Origin of the sequence: Streptomyces stelliscabiei (assembly GCF_014873495.1) — a bacterium.
GTDB lineage: Bacteria > Actinomycetota > Actinomycetes > Streptomycetales > Streptomycetaceae > Streptomyces > Streptomyces bottropensis.
Map to the genome: position 1 here is coordinate 3,088,829 of NZ_JADBGF010000001.1, position 19,547 is coordinate 3,108,375.

7 protein-coding genes are annotated in these 19,547 nt (G+C 67.7%); all 7 read right to left on the bottom strand.

Annotated elements, in window-relative coordinates:
* Positions 1 to 181 precede the first annotated feature (181 nt).
* The gene (locus tag H4687_RS13535; RefSeq protein WP_046913970.1) at positions 182 to 1,621 is read right to left on the bottom strand and encodes a hypothetical protein; all 1,440 of its coding nucleotides are present in this window, start codon (positions 1,619 to 1,621) and stop codon (positions 182 to 184) included.
* A gap of 526 nt (positions 1,622 to 2,147) precedes the next feature.
* Positions 2,148 to 7,448, bottom strand: coding sequence for a DEAD/DEAH box helicase (locus H4687_RS13540; RefSeq protein WP_159026098.1), 5,301 nt, complete (start codon positions 7,446 to 7,448; stop codon positions 2,148 to 2,150).
* Positions 7,448 to 8,416: a hypothetical protein gene (locus tag H4687_RS13545; RefSeq protein WP_046913969.1), complete on the bottom strand. Its 969-nt coding sequence runs from the start codon at positions 8,414 to 8,416 to the stop codon at positions 7,448 to 7,450. Before H4687_RS13545 ends, H4687_RS13540 begins: the two co-directional genes overlap by 1 nt.
* A complete protein-coding gene (locus tag H4687_RS13550) occupies positions 8,413 to 10,446 on the bottom strand; it encodes a hypothetical protein (protein ID WP_046913968.1) in 2,034 nt (677 codons plus the stop codon). The genes H4687_RS13545 and H4687_RS13550 overlap by 4 nt, the downstream gene beginning before the upstream one ends.
* A gap of 227 nt (positions 10,447 to 10,673) precedes the next feature.
* Positions 10,674 to 11,519 (bottom strand): DUF429 domain-containing protein, encoded by an 846-nt coding sequence (locus tag H4687_RS13555; RefSeq protein ID WP_179860133.1) that lies wholly within the window; start codon positions 11,517 to 11,519, stop codon positions 10,674 to 10,676.
* A gap of 99 nt (positions 11,520 to 11,618) precedes the next feature.
* The gene (locus tag H4687_RS13560) at positions 11,619 to 13,931 is read right to left on the bottom strand and encodes a UvrD-helicase domain-containing protein (RefSeq protein ID WP_046913967.1); all 2,313 of its coding nucleotides are present in this window, start codon (positions 13,929 to 13,931) and stop codon (positions 11,619 to 11,621) included.
* Complete coding sequence (locus H4687_RS13565) at positions 13,928 to 19,450, bottom strand: DUF1998 domain-containing protein (RefSeq protein ID WP_404819310.1); 5,523 nt, start codon at positions 19,448 to 19,450, stop codon at positions 13,928 to 13,930. The genes H4687_RS13560 and H4687_RS13565 overlap by 4 nt, the downstream gene beginning before the upstream one ends.
* Positions 19,451 to 19,547: the final 97 nt, after the last annotated feature.

The window sequence follows — 19,547 nt, forward strand, 5'->3', positions numbered from 1 at the left end:
GCCCTTGGACAGGGCCCGGTGGTCCTGCTTCGTACGCTTCTCCACCGACGGCTCGTCCCCAGAGCGCTTGTTCGAGGCGGTAGCACCCGTCGGCTTCGGCTTCTTTCTCTTGGGCAAGTTGTGCTTCCCCGCAGGCGAAGACTTGCTCTTCTTTCCTGACGGGTCGTGGGAGCCGTTGGGCTTACTGGTCACTGGGGCTGCTCTCTGGCACAAAGTGTTCGGGGGCTTCGGGCTCGGCAGGCAAACCGACATTGTGGCAGGCATTGCAGACGATGCCCCGGGCTGCCTCTGCCCTGGCGAATTCCTGCTCGTCTGCGTCCGGCTGAGGCGTCTGCCTCGGCATAGGAGCCCCACCGCGGCGGATGACAGACTCGTCGGCTCCGGGCAAGGCCCACTTCTCCGGGGCGAGAGGGACTGAGAAAGGCGGGATCTCACTGCGCCCGCGCTGGAAGCGCTCGATCGCGTCTTTCGCCTCGTTGACCTGTGCCTCTCCGTCGTCGTTGAGGGAACGGCGGAGCTGACGCCAGTGGTCCTTCCAGTCCTCGGCGTCGTCGGGGATGCCCAGGACGAGGTACGGATTGAGCAGATGCGAACTGTCCGGGCGCCTGATCAACGCCCGCAGGATATTCCGATTCTCGTCGAGTCGGCGACGAGCGCCGCCAGCAAGGCGGTCTTCCCTTGGCCCCTTGCCCGGCTGCGGCATGAGCGTGTCCAAGGCGTCGGTGTACCGGGGGCCGTCCGGCCCACCGACAGCCTGCACGTAGGCAAGGATGTTAAGCCCCTCCCAGCCGGCATCCGACCATGCCGTCGCGAGCACCGAGGCTTCGTTCAGAGCGGTCCTCATCAATGCCTGGTGCTTCTTGCTGTCCCCGTACAGCAATGCCCGGTGTGCCATGCGAACCGCGCGCTGCAGCCGTCTCACCAGGAGCCAGGGGCCGAAGGTGCGGTCGCGTCGGACGTTGACTGCGGCTTGGGGCACGAGTTTCTCAAGCGCACCCCACAGCCACTTCTGGTCCTGGAGGGCAGGCGGTATCTGTCCCGACTGACGGGCCTTCGTAAGGGCTACGGCCAGCTCGCGATCCGTCGGAGGAAGGCCGTGAAGGTCCTCCTGGAGTACGGAGCTGTCGCCGACTGCCAATCGGCTGCGGAACTGTCGCCGGGCCAGTTCGCCTTCCCAGCCGAGTTCCTCGAGGTCTTCCTGGTCCAGGTCCGTCGGTGCGAGGCGAGACCGGATGTACAGCGCGCGCTGGCCAGTGCCCGGGAGCGGCCTGTGGACAAGACGCCGGCGGTCTATCAGATCGTCGACGACGGGCAGGGGCAGCGCTACCGCAAGGGCATGCTCCCGCTCGGCAGGTATCTTGCTGTACTCGACCCGCTCTGCGTCCCGGTAGAGCCACCACGCCTCTTCGGCAGCGAGCACGGACGGTGCGGCGTCAGAGTCGTCCATGTCAGAAATCCGATTCGGCTTCTTGTCCAAGAGCGCCTCCGCGCGCACGGTGAGCCGGGGCGTGAGCAGGCAGAGCCCGGAGCCGTGCACCTGCCGGAGCAGGTCGACCGCCTTCACTGGAGGCAGCGTGCGCATGGTGCTGGCTACGGCGCGGGCCAACACGTCGGCGGACATGTCTTCCCTCTCCCCTTGCAGCGCCGAGGCAGGGTACCCCTCGGCATGGCAGTAGGCCGCGACGGCTTCAACAGCCGCCAGTGCGGCGCGCCAGCTCTCTGTGGAAGTGAAACCCGTTGGCAGCTCCGCCGGGAGTGCCACTGACTCACGGGGGTCACTGCTCGACGGGCGGTCCGCTGAGGTCACCGGTATTCCGCCGACAGGAACGCCTACCTGCACCGGACGACGCAGCGGGGCGAGCTCGCCCCGCTCGCGCGCCGCCGCCAGCGCAGCGCGGCGTCGGCGTTCACGCTCGCGCAGCTCTTCCAGAGTCGGCGGAGCGGCCGGATCTGGATCTGGATCTGGATCTGGATCTGCTCCAGCGGGATGGGAGAACATCGCCCCTGTCACAAGTCCTCCGAGTACTCAACAAGCTCGCTCGTAACGGCGGCCGGGGTGCGGTCGAGGCAATAGGCATCCACAAAGGCCACAGTCTCAGCCAACCCGTTCTCTTCAACGAAGTCCGCGTATTTCTGCAGGCGAGGTGCTACGCAGTCAGGGGCGGCAGCCTCGAGCGGGTGCTTGGCGACGATCGCGACAGGCTCTTCGGAGACCTCGGACTCGTCAGGAGAGCCATGGGCCCTACGGGCGTATGCCGGATTTCAACAAGGATCTCTGTCCGGTCTTCGGTCCACCGCCGCAGCAGGAGCTCGTGATGGGCGATGTCGACGGACAGCTCCCTGCCTCGGAGTGCGCCGACGAGGTCGCGGGCGAGCCGCCAGTCGAGCAGGGGATGGAGCCGCATGTTGGAGTAGTCGCGGAGGCAGCGGTAGCACGAGCCGCTGCAGTTCGCTGCGTGTTGGCCACTGAGCCTCTGCAGGTATGCGTCGACGGCGCCGAGGAACTCGCCAATCCGGTCGGCTGATCCAAGGTGTGTGCTGAAGCCAGCGCCATTCTCCAGGCTGTCCGCGAGGTAGGCCAGGACCGGAGAGACCGCGGAGGACGCCGAGCCGTGAATACCGCTGAGCAATTCCTCTGGTTGGACGTCGAGCATGGGGGCGGCGGCACGCCTGAGCAAGGCAGCCAAGGAGTACCAGGCTGCGCGGCGGCCGTGGTAGGCATCGGGGAAACCGTACAGCTGGTCTGATTTGGCCATGTCGAAACGCAGGCCGCGTGCAGGGTCGAGCGGAGCACGTGCACCGAGGAAGAGCATGTCGGTGTGCTCGGTCGCGCCAAGAGCCGTCTCGAGGTCCGGCACGGCCCGGGGATTCTCGACCGCGTAGTACCCCTTCCACGGGGAGCCCGCCTTCTTGAAGCGGAACATGCGACCGCCGTTGTTGTTGATGGTGTAGCGGTCACCGCTTCCGCAATGCACCACCAGCCAGTCGTCGGCGTCACGGTCGACTCGCGGTGCGCCTTTCTCGAGGTCGGCAGCTGTGCGTGTGCTCAAGCCGCCTCCGCCCCACTCTCGTACGCCGTCGTAGTCCCGGGCCTTGCCTGCCCTGAATCCGGCCGGCTCGCGGAACGGAAAAGCGGTGTAACTCCGGCCTGAGGCGCCGCAGGCAGGACACACCGTGGGCACGTCGTCCTCGTTCAGGGGCTCAATGTGAGCACAACGGCGGCACATAGCGACCATGCGCTCCGGGCCGAAGGGCTCCTCAGCGGGCTTCGGACTGCGTCCGCCTGGTGTGAAGGCGACGACTCCAATCGACTGCTGCAGTCGGCCGTCCCGCGGCGTCTCGGCACCGGGCGCGAACCTGGAGAGTGCCACGGCCAGGTCGCGGTTGATGGCTCCGGGCGGCGGCCAGGGGAAGTTCTGCTGGGGAAGCTCGGTGTACAGGAGCCGGGCACGGGTGGGGAAGCCGAACATGGGCAGAAGGCCGGACTCCGCCAGGCGCTGGCTAAGGTCCGGGTGACCGGTTTTGCCTTCTGCGGCCTTGTCTACCTGGTCCAGGAGCTCCTTGATACAGGTCATGGGGTCGATCGAAGCGACCGGTTCGGGAGTGGAAGCCTGCAGGGCCAGGGCTGCAGATTCTATTTTCTGCTGGTGGGTGTCGACCCACTGGCAGACCGCTGCACGGTGGGCGGACCAGTCCTCGGACAGCCCGAACTGTCCGTGGATGTTCCGCGTCATGTCGGCTTCCTCGTCGGTACTCCCTGCGGCCAGGGCGGCGAATGCCTGGCGCAGGACTTCGCCGAGGAACACGCGCTTGAAGATGGAAGGCATGCCCAGGGCAAGGTAGGGGGGCGGTGTAGGAGCGTTCGTGATCTCGTCGGGGCGGGCGAAGTAGTGCTCGTCGTGGCTCCGCCCTCGGCAGACGGTGAGGGCGGTGGCTGCCGGGCTGTCGCGGCGGCCCGCACGCCCGACCCGCTGTTGGTAGTTGAAGCGGGTGGGCGGCATATTGGCGAGGAGCACCGTGTTGAGGGAGCCGACGTCGACTCCGGCCTCCATGGTTGTCGTCACCGAAAGCACCTCGATGCCGTCGGCTTCCGGGATGTCGTCTTCTCCGAGAAATACGTCTTGGAAGCGGCTCTGTCGCGACTGTGCGTCGAGGCGGTCGGTCTGGCCGGTCAGCTCAGCCGTACGCAGGGGGAAGTTCCCGGTTCGGTTCCTGGCCTTCCATGCGTAGTAGTCCTCGTTGAGCACCCCGGTAAAGCGCTCAGGTTCCGCAGGGAGTTCGGTGCGGCACTTCGTGCAGATTCCCGTGCCGGGGTGGAGGTGCGACCGACGGCAGTTTCGGCAGGACCAGACCCGGCCATCGCCGGGACGAAGCGCGACCTTGGCCGGGTCGATGGTGTACTGGACCACGGCCGGGCCCCAAGCTGCCAGTACGCGGTCTGCGATCACATCGACGTCCAGACCGTCGCGGTCGGCGATGTGCTTCCAGTACCGAAACAATGGGGCCGGCGGCTTCTCCGATGCGGCGCGAACCCCGGAGAAACGGCGCATGTGTCCGAGAATCCGCAGGCTACAGCGCGCTCGCGCCTCGTCGGATCCCGTCGGCAAATCAAGCAGCCCACGATCACCGACTAGGCTGAGCCAGCCGAGCCCGAGAGACTCGAAGTCGCGGCCCGCGCTGGAGAAGAGCCCGTTGAGGAACTCCCAACCCAGGTTCTCTTCGATACGGGCGAGGAATTCATCCTGCTCCGGGGTCAGACCCGCCTTTATCGTCCGATCGCCAGCCCAGTTGAACAGCGACGTCCACGCGATGCCGCCTCGCTCCTGAAGCGAGGCTGCAGGACCGCCCGGGTTAGTGCCGTGATCGAGGAGGAGCCCTCGCATGTCGTACTGAAGATCCTTCAGGGACGGCAGATTGCCGATGACTGCTTCGAGTTCCGGCTGCTTCTCCGGTTCTGCTGCGATGTCGTCGGTCAGGATATCCTTGAGTGCGGCGAACTCCCGGGGGTGACGGCCCCGGAGCCGCCGCACAGCCTCCTTGACCTCGTCACGGTCCACCGCGTCCCTGGCATAGAACGCCTTGACCAACTGAAGGTCGGCGTACGGGTCCCCCTGCTCCGTCACCGCCTGAGCTGTCAAGAGGCGCAGGAGGTCCTGATAGTGGCGCAGGGCGAGGCCACTCGCGAGCTCGGAGGCGTCGTCGCGGCTATCCGAGAACGCAATGATCTTTCGTCCGCCGTCTGGCATGTGCCCGAGAACCTCGGTGGTGAGCACCTGGTTGATCTTGTAGAAACCGGTGCGCATGCGGCGCACCGGGGCCATGCGGAGCCGGGCTGGGTCCTCCAGGCCGATCCACTTACCGTCCCGCGTCCTTTTGAGCTCCCAGTCGTCACCGCAGGCCGGACACCGGGTCGGGAACGGTCTCAGACCTCTGAGGTCGACAGCAGGCTTCCCGTCCTTCATGTCGGGGACCACGTGGAAAGACCAACCGGTGTAGTGCGCCTTGTCGTTGGCGAGGCGGCCGGTGCCCGGTTGGTAACGGCTCTCCCGGAACTCGAAAGTGACGCCCGGGCCATTGTTGGACTCCGAGGCGGTCCAGTCACGGCTGTTCAGTCCAAGTGCGGATTGCCGGGGCCAATAGACCACGTAGTTACCCGCATTCGCAGTTCCGCTGATCTCTTCAGGCAGGAGGTCGAAGTCGGGGAAGTCCGTGTGCAGGGCTCCGCGAAATCTCTTCTTCTCGGTGGCCGAGGGGGTGGTGAAGCCACCGAGCATCAAGTCACCGCAGTTCTGGCAGTGCAGGAGCTCAAGCACTCGTGCTCCGCAGGTGCACCGGGAAGCCGGTTCACGGAACAGTCGGCCGACTCGCCGCCGGGGGTCCCTGCCGCCGGGGACATCCTGGCATTCCGGGTCAGAGCACGCCCAGATGCCATCGATGTTCCGGAAGAACATGTGGGCCCTGAGCTTGGGCAGGGCAGGGTTGTCCGCCATGCCCAGTGCCCGGAGGACCCCGCGGAGGGCCTTCCCTTGTGCATCTGCGTCAGTGAGCCTTGGAAACAACGCTGCGGCGAGCTCAGGCATGGCGACGGCACGTGGCTTGCCGTCGGGTGCGAGCGCCAGAGCCAGCGCGTCGGCAGCTCCAGTCTCAGAAAGGAGTGCGCCCGCCTCACCAGCGGACAGGGCCGACTCAGCCGCACGGGCGAGGGCTGGGGCCTGAGTGGTCAGGTCCGTAGGCCGGACAGCGGGCAGGACAAGACTGCCGGGGATGACCTTGTGACGCCCCCGAGGCAGAGCGAAGAACGACTCGAGGAAGTCGTCGTCGCGCCCTCCCACCAGCGACGCAGACGCAGCTAGGACGCGGAACTTCTCCGGCGCGTCGTCAAGCCCCAGGCGATGGCGCAGGTTCCGCAACAGGTAGGCGACCTCGGTGCCCGCAGTTCCTCGGTACATGTGGAGCTCGTCGAGGACCAGGGTGAAACGGGCACCGGGAGTGCTGTGCAGCCAGCGCCTGGTGGACTCGAAGATCGGTGCTTCCTGCGGGCGGAGGAGCATGATGTTGAGCATCGAGTAGTTCGTGACCAGGATGTCTGGCGCGGCGGCCTGCATATCCCAGCGTGCGTGCATCTCGGCGCCACCGATGCGAGGGATGAATTCGTGCGCGTCTGCCCCGGCCCGCCGCTGACGCGCGTCGAGGGCCTGCATGTATGTGCGCAGCCGGCTCCGGGCGGGATAAGAGTCCCTGTTCCCTGGCACGGGGGTGGCCCCGGTGTACCGGCCGAAGTAGAAACGGTGTCCCGCGCGGTTCCGGTCCAGCCACGCACGGGCGGGATCGCTGTCGAGGGCCCGGCGCAGGCGGACCAGCTGGTCGTCCGCGAGTGCGTTCGTGGGGTAGAGAACGAGCGCACGCACCGCAGATCGGTGCCCTATTTCAGACTCTCGACTCGGCATGTACTCGCCGTTCCCCCGCCACCAGGTCGGAGCAGGCCTCCCACCCCCGGTCCAGCGCGCGGACTCGGCAACGAGATCGGCGATGACCGGGAGTATGAACGCCTCGGTCTTGCCGGCACCGGTTCCCGCCGTGACAACGAAGTCGCGGCCTTCGCCGCAGGCAGCCAGCAGCGCCTCGTGCTGGTGCCAGTAGAGGCTATCCACCCCGTCAGGAAGGGCGAACTTGGCGAACGCTGCAGCCTGGGGATGGGCTGAGGCCGCACGGAAAGATTCCTCAACGGAGACACCGCTCGAGGCGTATTGCGGCCGGAGCTCCAGCAGCGGCTGGCGCCAGGCGCCGCCGTCCGTGTCCAGGAGCGAGCGACGCTCCTTCATAATGGAGACGTCGTCGACGCCGAACGGGGTGTCGTAGTAGCGCATCAGGGCACGCCGCAGCTCATCGAAGATGCCGGGGATATCGGCGCTCATCCGGGTCGGCGCCAACCCGCTCGGGTCCGTCATCACTTCACCTTCCCGGACGCCAGGTTCGGCTGTTCGATTTCGAGGGTCTGCTGGAGAGAGCGGGCCAATCGCTCAGCCGCCGCGTACGGCAGGTTGTCGTACTGGACTGTCTCGGCCAGCTGATCAAAGCGTGGCTGGAGGCCCGTGCACAGGACGGCAGCCCGGGCATGGAGTGGGGGCAGCGGCGCCCCCCAGGCGACAGCGAGGCGGCCAACGCTACTGCGCCCGCTCCCGGGTTCCGGCTGCCACCACGTCGCCCCTGCACCGAGACGGGCGAGCTCCAAGTAGACCCCGGTCTCATGCTCTGTACTGCGCCACTCGGCGCCGCGCCGCACCTGAACGAGACGGGACCAGTCGGCCCCGCGCCAGCGGTACAGCCCATCCTGATTGTAGGACTCCGCGGGCTCATACTGCCTTTGCGCGGGGTTGTACCGTTCGACGGTGTGGGCGTTGCCCGGGGCTGGCGGCGCCGCTAGGGAGCCCTCGAAGAGCTCAGGCAGGAGCGAGAATGCTTGGAGGGCGGCGCACGGGGTGAAAGCGCACTCCAGCATGGCGGCAGCTTCCGGGAGGTCTTCGAAGGTGTCGTACTGGAAGAGCAGCGAGTCAGGCACCGGGATGTCCCCGTCGGCGGTCTCGTTCTCGACCCGGATGATTTCGGCCCATTCCCCGGCCGCCGCATCAACGGCCCTGTCGAACGCAGCGGTTCTGCGTCCAGCGATCAGGGCCAGGCCGTCGGAAAAGGGCAGTCTGGTGAGTACGGGGGTAGCGGCGGACCACTGCCCGCGCCGCCAGTCCACATCGAGGTGGCCGAGGGCTGAGACATCTCGTACCCATCGGCCTTCCGCGCCTCCTCGCAGCGCGAGGCCGCGGCCGCGGGCGGTGCTCAGGATCCCGGCGCGCAGGTCCGCGACTTTGCCTCCGCCGACCTCGCTGGTCCAACGGAGGAGGAGGTCCCCGATTCCGGTCACGGTCCCACCTCCTGGGCGAGGCTCACGTAGGAGTGCCAGAGCGGGTCAGCACAGGCATCGGCGGCGTCCAAGACAGCGCGGGCCCACGGCTTGTGCCGGGCAGTCGGGTGGAAGGACAGTTCAGAGGGGTAAGCGGCCTCCGCGGTCCACTTGCCGCGCCGCTTCTGCAAGATCCAGCCATCAATTCCGCGCAGCTCCACCTCGAAGCGGTAGTCCGACGGTTTCACAGGAAGGCGGGACCACCAGGACGGCGAGTCCGGTACGGCCACCTCCCAGGCCCGGCCGTCCGAGGAAACGAAGATTGTCGTCTCCGCGCCGCGTCGACACAGCACGACGCGCGGTATGGCGCCCGTTCCAGCCTCACCAAAATGCGCACCAGTGACTACCGGCGCGCCCGCTCGCTGCGCAGCAGGGTAGGCCGCGCCCTTACCTCGGGCGAGGGGGAATCCGACGACGGTGTCCGGCGTGGCGAGGCTCGGGGCGTCCTCTGCGGTGGTGAACTCGACCACCGACTCCTCGGCCTCGATCCGGTGCTTTCCCTCGGGCATCTCCCGGATCCAGAGAGGGATCGGGACTCCTCGGGCCTTGAAGGGTGGGTCCTGCGCCTGACCGTCGAGTTTGGCCTCTCCGGAAGCGCCGTCCGGGAGGACAAGGTTCGGCTCGCCCCCGACGAGGTACAGGCGCTGGTCGAGGTCGGGGGCGATCCGGAGCCCGCCCTGCAGGTACATCTTGTACTGCGGGGCCGGCTGCACTGCGAGCACGGCGCCTTGCACGCTGCGGATGGCCTGCTTGAGGGTCACAGGGTCGTCGAAGACGACCCCGTTGTACAAGGTCCATCCCTCCGGCATCCACGAGAGCCGCCCAGCCTCCTTCCGCCGTCCCGGGGAGGCAGCACGGTCGAGTACGGCCTCGACATCGGCTGCCGCCTCCGGAGCCGCAATGATCATGTGCTCCTCGCCGGGGACGAACCGGTCGACACTCGTCCGGCAGTCGAGGGAGTCGTCCTGTCGGAATACGACCAGCGACGACGCCGGACGGCTGACGACGATCCCCTCGCCTATGAGTTGGAAACCTGCACGAAGAGAGCGGTCCTCGGGCAGCTTCAGCCCGCCGACCGAGTAATAGCTCGTGTCGCCCAACTGCTGCAGCTGCACTCCGCCAGAGAGCTGGTAATCCCGTTCGCCGAACCGCGGTAGCCGTGCCAGCCACCCGAGCCGCCGGTTTTCGAAGCGCACGAGCAACTCCGCCCTGGGCGTTCCGGGCTGGACATATTCCTCCGACCCGTCCCAGACGTTCGCAAGGTTCCCAAGGAGCCGCTCGGCGATGGGACAGATCTCGGGGTCGTCGATTGCCCGCCGGAATCCGGTAGAGAACTTGTCGCCCTGGTCCCAGAGCTTGGCCCCCCGAACGAGGACAGCGCCGGGCAGGGGCCAGGCCGTGCTGTTCCGCTGGCTCATGACGTGGAAGAACTTAGGGAGGAGCATGCGGTCTGTGCCGCGCAGTACGGCCTGCGAGAGGGCGTAGCCGATGCGTGCCTGATGCTGGGGGAGGTCTTCAGGCGAAGGGATGGTGCACAGCCCTCGGTACGCACCCCACTGAAGCTGCCAGGAAGCGAGCCGCTGCCACATCCACGCGATCGGCAGGTACTTTGCCGAGGTCAGCACCCCATCCCGGCCAGTCAGGAGCTGGGAAAGGTGGTCGTGGTAGTTGTTGGCACGCCGCTGGCCGTCGTTCGCCATGCGGGTCGCAGCGATCACTGAGCAGGCAAGCAGGGGGAGAACAGCGGGGGCGCCGTCAGCGGACCTCTTCGACTCTTCGTACTTCTCGATAGCGGCATAGGGATGGGACTCGCCTGGGTCCACTCCCCGACTCACCGCATCAACGAGCGAGACGTCCAGGGCAAACCGCTTCTGCAGGGAGGCGACTTCCGCGTCATCGACGTACATCACGACCGGGTGGCCATCCCATTCCGGACTGAAAAATGCCTCCTCAAGGGCCTCCTGCCAGGCCTCATATGCTGCGAAGTCCACGTGGTATCCAGGCTCCTGCGTCTGATCCAGTCCAGTGGCACACGTCACTGGAGCCGCGTGACAGCACGGTACTCGCTGCCATAACTGCCCGTTAAGGACTATCACTGACATCGCATGGTTGTGCAGATCAAACCTGGAATTTCATGACAGGGCAGCCGACTTGGCTTCCAGGTCGAGCCACCGCTTCCCAACGATGTGAGATTCCCCAGCCGGATTGGCGAGGAGGGTCAGAGACCTACTCCGTCCCGCACAACGGTGAGCGGAAGGTCTCGTCGAGGGAGATGCATCCAGCCCTCGACCGCGGCCATGGCATGCTCCTCCTCAGTGGTCGGCGAATGGGTCATCCCACACGCTGCGGCCCGTGCGACGACCGCCGAGATCAGGGCGTCCAGGTCGTGGTCGCTGGCCACACACCGGACACGAACCCGGTCGGACAGGTCCAGGTCTAGGCCGGCCTCGAGACCGGCAAGAATCCGGGACCGCGCAGCCGTGGCGTCCTTGCCCTTATAGGTCCCCTCCGGGGCGAGTCCCCACTGGATCAGCGCGAACGCCGGGTAGACCTCGACAACTGGACCCGAGCCGTCGCGCGGTATCGCCGGACCGCCCTCGGCCAGCCGAGCCAGCAGGCCGACCGCGCGCATGGCGACGATGCCGAGCTTGTCGGCCGACACCGACAGCGGACGCTGCTTGCCCGCCCCAGTGCGCTTCCACGCCACGTCATCGGTCAGCCGGTGAGTGAAGGTATTGCCGAGTCCGGGGCGACCGTCGGCGCACGCTGCGTGGTTAGCGAGCGCAGGTAGCTCGACACCGGTCCGGTGCGCAGTGAGCAGGGCTGTGAAGGCAACCGGCCAGCCCAGGGGCGAGTCCAGCCCCGTCATGTCCGCAGACCGCATCGCTGCCAACAGGTCGTCGTCGTGCTTCGCGGGAAGCAGTTCAGCCGTAGGTCGCCGACCCCACGTCATGCGGCACACGCCTGTGGTTCCGGTGCGCCCGGCCAGATCAACGCCCACCGTCACCATGGCGCCGTCCTCCACTACATCGTCAGCCTGCGCTATCACGGGCTTCACCTGCATTTGGAACTCCCCTCCGTGTCCTGTCCGGGTTGTGCACGGATCAGTCACAGTGGCGCTGCCCCATGGCGGTGGTCGCAGCGGCACAGAGTCCGACTCGGCCTACAACGGCAGGAACGGACTAGGCCTGCCGTGCCAGGAGATGCGCAGCGCATCGCGGGCTCGGGTGGTGGCGACGAAGAGTTGGTTGCGGCTCTTCTTGAGTTCGCGTTCGTACCGTTTGGGGTCAGTCGCCTCGTATTTCTCGACGACAGCAGTGCGCGGGAGGATGCCGTCGCTCGCGCCGATAACCGCGAGCTTCTGGTACTCAAGTCCCTTGAATCGGTGCATCGTTCCGATGTGGACCTCGCCGCCACCTTGCGGCCCCTCCTTGGTGAGGGTCGCAGTGGTGATGCCATGCTTCGTCTCCAAATCGGCTGCGACGCGGCCGGCCATATCGCCGTCGGCGACGCAGACGGCCATGGTGCCGCTGGGGTCGCGTACAGTGCCGTCCTCGGTGGGCTGGGTGATGTCCGCGCGCCACTGCTTGAGGGCTGCGGCTAGCTGAGTGATCTCGTCGGTCCAGTCTGCGCAGGCGACGTACTCGGGGGCGGGGCCGTGCAGCAGGGAATGGTAGCCGTCGAGGGTGTCCGTGCCGTCATCGAGGTCGTCGTAGGTGCCCCCGCGGACGACCTTGGCGGCCTGGTCGAGGATCTCCTGGGTGGTGCGGTAGCTCAGCGTCAGTTTCGAGGAGCGGCCACCGCGGATGTTGATGCCGACGGTGGAAAGGGTGACTTGCCGGTCGTAGATCCGCTGGTGGGTGTCGCTGGCGATGAACAGGTCGCCAGGGCCGGAGGCGACCATGGCGCGCAGCATTTTCCAGTGGGCGGGGCTGAGGTCCTGGGCCTCGTCGACGACGATGTGACGGTAGCGGTGACGCAGGTAGCGCATCGCGGAGCTGTTGTCGTCGAGGTGGGCCAGGTCGCCGCCGCCGATGTCGGCCTTGCGCTCGGCCCGCGTCTGGATCTTGCGGGCGCGTTCCATCTCGTACCGCGCCGCGCGCTCGGCGGCCTGGGCCCAGGTCTCCCGGCCCATGCCGTTGAGGCGCAGGGCGAACTGTTCGAGCAGTTTCCAGACGACTGCGCGTTCGGGGCGGTTGAGGGCGCGGCCCATGCCGGCGCGACGGGCCTTGAAGTAGTCCTGGCGGGTGCCGAGGGACTGGCCTAGGACGATCTGCTCCCATTCGTCGAAGAGGAATTCGGCGTCCCAGCGCTGCTCGTCGTGTTCGAAGAGGACCTCGCGCAGCACGTCCAGCGCCCGGTCGTCTGTGATCAGGCTGCGCTGTGCGCCGGGCGCGGTGTTCTCGTTGAGGACGCTCTGGGCGAGCTGGTCGATGTGCTTGATGTCGACGCGGCCGAGCAGCGCCGGGTCCATGAGCGAGGTGAGCCGGGAGCGCAGGTCGGCGGTGAGGTTCTTGGTGTACGTGGTCAGCAGGATCGGCTTGCCGTGGCCTGGCGGCAGAGCCGCGGCGAGGCGGGCGACCCGGTGCAGGGCGACGATGGTCTTGCCGGTGCCGGGGCCGCCGCTGACCCGGCCGGGGCCGCTGTAGTTCCGTTCGACGATCTTGCGCTGGGTGGGGTGGAGGTAGACCTTCCAGGCCCGGAAGTCGCCCTCGGCCAGCACATTGCGGATGTCGTCGTCGACCGTAGTGACCGCGGTACGGGTGAGGGCCGCCGCCATGTCGTCCTCGAAGCCCGGTTCGAGCTCGGCGGAGGCAGGCTCGGTGATCTCACGCTCGACCTCGTCGACGGACATGCCGGAGCCGAGGCCCGTGAGGACCTCAGCGGTCAGGCGGGGGGCGCCGGCGATGAGCTGGTCGAATTCCTCGTCGGTCGTGACGGCGAGGGCCGGGCCGATGAGGGCGTCGGCGACACCAAGCCGGCGCAGGTCCTCGGGGGTGCAGCCGACGAGGAGCGGTTCGGCGGGGGCAGCCGGTTGTGGCGTCACGACGGGGGCGGGCGTGGGCTCGGCCGGTGCGGTGTGCTCGTCCTGGGCCGGCGTGAGTTGGAGTCCCGCGCGCTGGAGGACGCTCTGACCGACGACGCCGAGGTCGACGAACTCGATCTCGCCCGTAATCCGGTTGATGGCGACGGTGAGTTCTTCGTAGACGTCCTTGCGGTGGCGGACGGCGACGATCAGCCACTGCTGGACACCGTCGGCGCCGACCCCCGCCCGGGCCAGCAGCGCCCGGTACGAACGGTCGATCTTAGCGCGGAAGATCCGGCCGTCACCCTTGAGGGGCTTGAGGTCGAGGCTGGGGTGATCGGGGTCAAGACGGAACTGATGGCAGAAGTCGTAGAACTTCGTCTTGACCGACGAGTCCATCTTGTAGAGCTCGTTCTCGGCCTTCTGGTAGAGGCTCAGACGTGCGGTCATCGGGCGGCACTCTGTTCTTCGGAGTCGGGACGGGCGGTGGCGTCGGGGAGCACGCTCAACAGAGCATCGAGATCGGCGAGCCAGTCGTCGGCCGAGCGGATGGTGAACCCGGCGTCGCGATAAGCGCTCCAGGTCTTGTCGCTTTCCTCGTCCTCCTGGTCGTACGGATCGGCCATGACGGCGATCTGCGGGGTGCCGTGGTCCCAGACGAAGTCGGCGAGCCAACCGCGTTCGCCGAGCTCGTAGCCGTAAGCGGGGGCCTTCTTGCCGCCGTCGGCCAAGACATGGGCGAGGCGGGTGAGGGGAGCGTCGGGTTCGTCCTCGTCGAGGTATTCGAGGATCTCCTGGTCCCACAGCAGATCCCGCACCGCTGCTTCGAGAGGAGTCTCGTTGGAGGCCTCTGCGGGTACGGGCTGCGGCGCGGGTGTGCCGGTGCCGTACCGCACGACGAGGGATTCGAGTTCACCAAGGCCGCCGAAGGCTTTGAGGACCGAGATGTCGAAGCGCGCCGCGGTGGCTGTGGTGAGTTGAATGCCATCGCCGCCGTCGTGGGCGAGGAATTGCAGGATGTTGGACCACTGGAGCCAGGAGCGCCAGCGCGCCTTGTGTTCGGGCGTGCCGAGCTGGTCGTGTGCGGTGTCGTCAAGGCAGGCCAGTGCTGACCAGTGGCCGGTGGCCGCATCGACGAGGAAGGCGACGGGGAGACCGGACTGGTCGCTGGTCTGGAACAGGTTGAGCGTGCCAGTGCCCTGCACGGGGGCCGGGTCGATGCCGTCGGTGCGGCCCCAGGCGTCGAGGAGACCGCTGAGCGTCTGACGCGTCTGGTCGGGTGTGCCGTTGCCGACGAGGATCTCCTGGCCGGTCCCGAGGAGCCCGCCGACCATGGCTGATGCCCGCTTGCCCCAGGCCGCGTCGTCCGGGCTGCGCAGGTAGGCGAGGAGCATGGTCATCGGGTCGGTGAAGGCGGTGGCCACGAGGTCGTCGCCGCCACGGTCGGCGTAGAGCTGCTTGGCGAGGTCCTGGGCACTGCGCGGGTACGGCGGCCACACCGGCTCGGCCGTCTCGCGCCCCGCGCCGGACTCCGCCGTGTTCGTCTGCCGCTCGAAGGCGTCGAGGTCGTGCCAGGTGAGCTGGAAGACGATTCTCCCCTCGGCCCGGAGCCGGTTGCGTTTGTCGGCGTCGCCTGCGAGCCGGTTGTTCCGGCGAGAGGCGTGAAAGCGGTGTCCGTCGAGGTAGACGGTGATCTTCTGCTTGGGGCCGTCGACACGTTCGAAGGTGAAGTCGGTACGGGTGTAACCCTCGTTTCGTTGCGCCGTCAGACGCCAGCCGTGCACGGTGCCGATCTCGTCCAGACGCAGATAGGCGCTGTTGTCGCCGCTCTCCTCCAGCACGGCGTCACCGCGCTGTCCGGCCCACCCACGCAGGGCCTTGAGGAAGCGTGCCTCCAGATCGGACTCGACCTGTCCGTCGAGACCGATCTGATCGGTGTTGCCGACCTTCTTGGTGTTCCAGGCGTCGGTGTCGGTGCCCAGGAGTTCGTCGAGGATCTCCAAGGCGGCCTGGCGGGACACGCGCTCGATGTACTGCTCGTCGGCGTAGAGGTACAGACAGCGGTGGCAGGCCGGTCCGCCCTCCTCGTTGCAGGGGCACTCCACGAGCAGCCGGCGCGCGCCCTCCAGCACCTGACGGAAGGCCGCGGGGTCGGTGAGCCGGTCGAGATAGCCGGTGCCGTGCGGGAGGCGGTCGTAGAGGACCAGGAAGTGCCGTGTCTCCGCGGTGTCGCGGTCCGGCATGGTGGCGAGGGTGGTGGCGAGGTGTTGAGGGTCGCCGCCGAAGGCGCCGTCCACGCCCAGGCGCAGGGCCGCCTGGAAGGAGTGGACCTTCTCCTCGACGAGGACGGTCGCGGCCGGCAGCAGGATGCGCAGGGCCTCGGTCTCCAACTCGTGGGCGAGCAGGACCGGTTCCTGGGGTACGCCCTTCTTACCGCGCCGCAGCGGGCACCAGGGAGTGTGGTGCTTGAGCTCGCGCTGGCGGTTGGCGGAGTTGTCGACGGCGTCCCTGTCGTCGTCGAAGACCGGTCGTCCGTCGGCGCTCGCGGCTCCGCAGGCAGTACACACGTGGAAGGGGGCGATGCGCACCGGCTTCCCGGCGAGTTGCTCGTTCTCCTGGGCGCCGATGCTAAGCGGTCCAGCGTTAATACGGCGGATGACGGCACGGCGGGTGTAGTCGACGCCGAAGACCTCTTTGGTGTGCCGCCAGGACTTGCCCTTGGCGAAGTGGTCGGGGTGGATGTCGACCATGTCGACGACGGTGTAGAAGCGGCGGTCGCGGTCGTCGCTCTCGTCGCCGATCCTGGCGTCCTCCCGCTTGTCACGGGCCGTCACGACGCTGGGCTGGACGATCTGCCACAGGCTGCCCGAGTCGGCGATGCCCGCCTCCCCGCAGCGCGGGCAGGGCGTGATGTCGTTCTCGGCGTTCTCGGTGCGGACATAGCCGCACGAGGGACAGAAGCGCCAGTGGCGCCAGTCCTGGTCCCGGCCGGTGACGATATCGATACCGGTGATCCGGTGCTTGTAGCCCTCTGCGTAGAAGGTGTTCCCGGGGGCGAGTTCGGACAGGGCGAAGCCACGCGGACGCCCGTGGGAGAACGACTTCGACTTGTAGCGGGGCCGGCCTTCGGGTGTGGTGCCCTCGGGCCAGAAGACGGTGGCGTCGAGGGTGGTCGTGGCGTCGATGAGGGCGTAGTTGGGCAGCAGGCCGAGGTCGCACAGCACTGTCTGGGCGGGCTGACGCTGCCGTGTGGCGCCTTGCTTGGAGATGGCTCCGAGTTCGGCCTCCAACTCCGCCTTTGTGCTCGCCTGTTCATCGTCGCCGTCCTTGAGCTCGTCGATCGCGGAGCGGATCGTACGGATGCGGGTGCGCAGCTTCTGGTTCTCGCGCTCCCACTCCCGTTCGGCCTTCTCGATCGCGCTGCGGATGCCGCGGACCGCGTACTTCTCCAGCTCCGCCTTGGCGGTGTCGCTCACGCCGGTCGGGAACAGGGCGAGGAAGCGGGCGACGAGTTCCTCGCCGTGGGCGAGGGCGGCGTCGGTGAAGTCGGCGAGATAGCCGGAGGGACCGAAGAGCTCGTCGACTCGGCGCGACAGCGCGGCCAGCGGCCTGCCGTCCTCGCGCAGCAGCCGGCCGCGCGCCGCGAGATCGAGGAGGTGGGCGGTGTACTGGCGGCGCAGGATCTCGATGGCCGACAGATACGAGCCCGGCGGCACGATCCGTCCGTCGATCATGTCCCGTGGCCGGTCGAGGAAGTACAGGTCGCGGCGCTTGCGGTCGGGAATGGTCAGCAGGAAGGCGTTGCCGGTACGGCGTCCAGCCCGGCCCGCCTGCTGGGCGTAGTTGGCCGGACGGCGCGGCAGGGCGCCGAGGACGACGGCGGACAGGTCGCCGATGTCGATGCCCATCTCCAGGGTAGGCGTGCAGGACAGCACATTGGGGTCGTTGAACCCTTCGCCGTTGCGGAAGGCGTCCTCGACGCGTTCGCGCTTGCCGCGGGACAGCAGACCGGTGTGCTCGGCGGTGATGACCTGGTAGGTGCCCGCTCGCCGGTACAGGCGGCGATAGTAGTCATCGCGGTAGTCGCGGTCCCGGTCGTGCCGGTCAACGGTCTCCAGCCACCTATCACCAGCGACCAGCCGCCCCTTCGCACAGCGATACGCCTGGCAGGGCTGCCCGTGGTACTGGACCAGCAGCGAGGGATGGACGGTCTGCTCCCAGAAGCACTTCGGGCAGCGCACATACGCCTCGTTGACCTGGGCGTCGGTCAGCAACTGCAGGCGGATGGCACCCGGCTGAAGGCCGTACAGGCGGGCGGCCGTGTCGCTCGGGGTGCGCGCCGAGAGCAGCCCGGCGTCGGTGAGCCGGGGCAGCAGCCGCACCCAGAACTCGTCGGCCTGCTCACGGGTCATGTCGAGGCAACGCTGGGCCCAGGTCTGGTACCAGGACAGACGTCCGGCGGCGAAGTCGAACTCGCTGCTCGGCTTGGGCCGCGCCAGCAGGAAACTCGGTGCGGAGACCCCCTTGGGGAAGGCCTTCATACCGCGCGGGCGGCCTCCCCAGATGAAGTAGCGGCTGGTGCCCGCCTCGTCGAGAAACTTCTCCAGCCACCGGTGCCCAACCGCTCCACGCGTACGCAGCCGCTCCAACAGGCCGCGCAGGAAGGCCAGATAGCGGGCGTCATCGTGTTCGGTGAACGTCAACCCGCGGAGGGCGGCCTCCTCATGAGCGGCGCGTACGAGCGCCACGGCCGCCTGCTCGTCGGGGATGTCCACCCAGGCGGCTGAGGTACGGGTCAGTTCGAGGGTACGGCCGTTGCGGGAGCGGTGGCCGAACTCCATGACGGCCTCGAACGCGAACCGTTCACCGATCAGGTCCCAGGTCTTCTTGTCCCCGCCTCGTCCTTGGCCGGACAGCAGGCGTGCTACGCCCGTGTCGTCGTGGAGGTCCGGCGGGACTACGGCGGCGAGTGTCTCACGGTCAGTGGTGGCCGCGACGACGTCGGCGACGAGGTCGTTGAGCGCGCTGGGCCGCTGCTCGCTCAGGTGCTTGGTGAACAGGGCCCTCAAGGAGAAGGTGTACGAGCGGGAGGCGACGAAACCGGCCCGGTGCGCGGCGTCCTGCACCGAGTCGTTGAACATCAGCGTCTTCGTCTCACGCTGCTTCTTGTCCATCTCCCCGCCGGTGAACAGCTGGGTGACGGAAGCGGCGGCGAGCGCGGCAGCACCCGTACCGACGAAGCGGATCGCGTTGTGCGTGCCGCAGGCAGGGCACCAGTCGTCCTTGGCGGCGCGTTCCGCGGTGTCGCCGAGCTGTACGAGGACGAAGGCGGAGTCGGGACCGGCAGGAGCCGGGTTGCCCTCGTCGTCGTAGTCGCCCTGGGGGTCGGGCAGCCGCAGGCGCTGGGACAGGCCGTCGAGCACCATGAGCACGCCCGCGCCGCCGGTGGTCAGCGACCTCTGCGCCGCCGGGTCCATGACGGTACGGCCGTTGCCCTCGCGGGCCTCGTTGTCGGTGGCCGCCACTAGGGTGCGCACCTTGGCCTTCTCAGCGGTGACGGTGGCCCGGCGGATCTTGTGGGCCTCGAAGTTCAGCTCCTCGAAGTCCGACTCGGGGGCGAGGACCGACCAGCCGGAACGCCCGCACTCTCGGCAGTACACCGCGGGCAGAAAGATCTTGGTGTCGCGGGAGGTGGTGGTGTCCGGCGTCGTACGCGACTGGCTCTGCGCCCCGGCCGTGTCCCACGCGAACTCGGCCTTCGGCCACGGCAGTACGCCCCGCAGCATGCGGGTGACGGACCGCGCCCACTGGTGCACCTCGACCTGGACGAAGGGGCGGCTGATCGCGTCCGGCGCGTCAGGGTCACGCGCCACGGACAGCAGCGCGACGAAGCGGGCGAGTGCCAGCGCAGCGATCTGGGGCCGCGTCGTGATCGCCTCGTCCCAGCTCTTCGCCCCACTGCGGCGCATCACGTCAAGCACCTCGTCGTAGGTGCGCACCGTGCCGTCGAAGGCGTTCAGGACGGCGTAGGTGAGCCGGTTGCGCTTGAGCGCGGCGCCAAGGGCG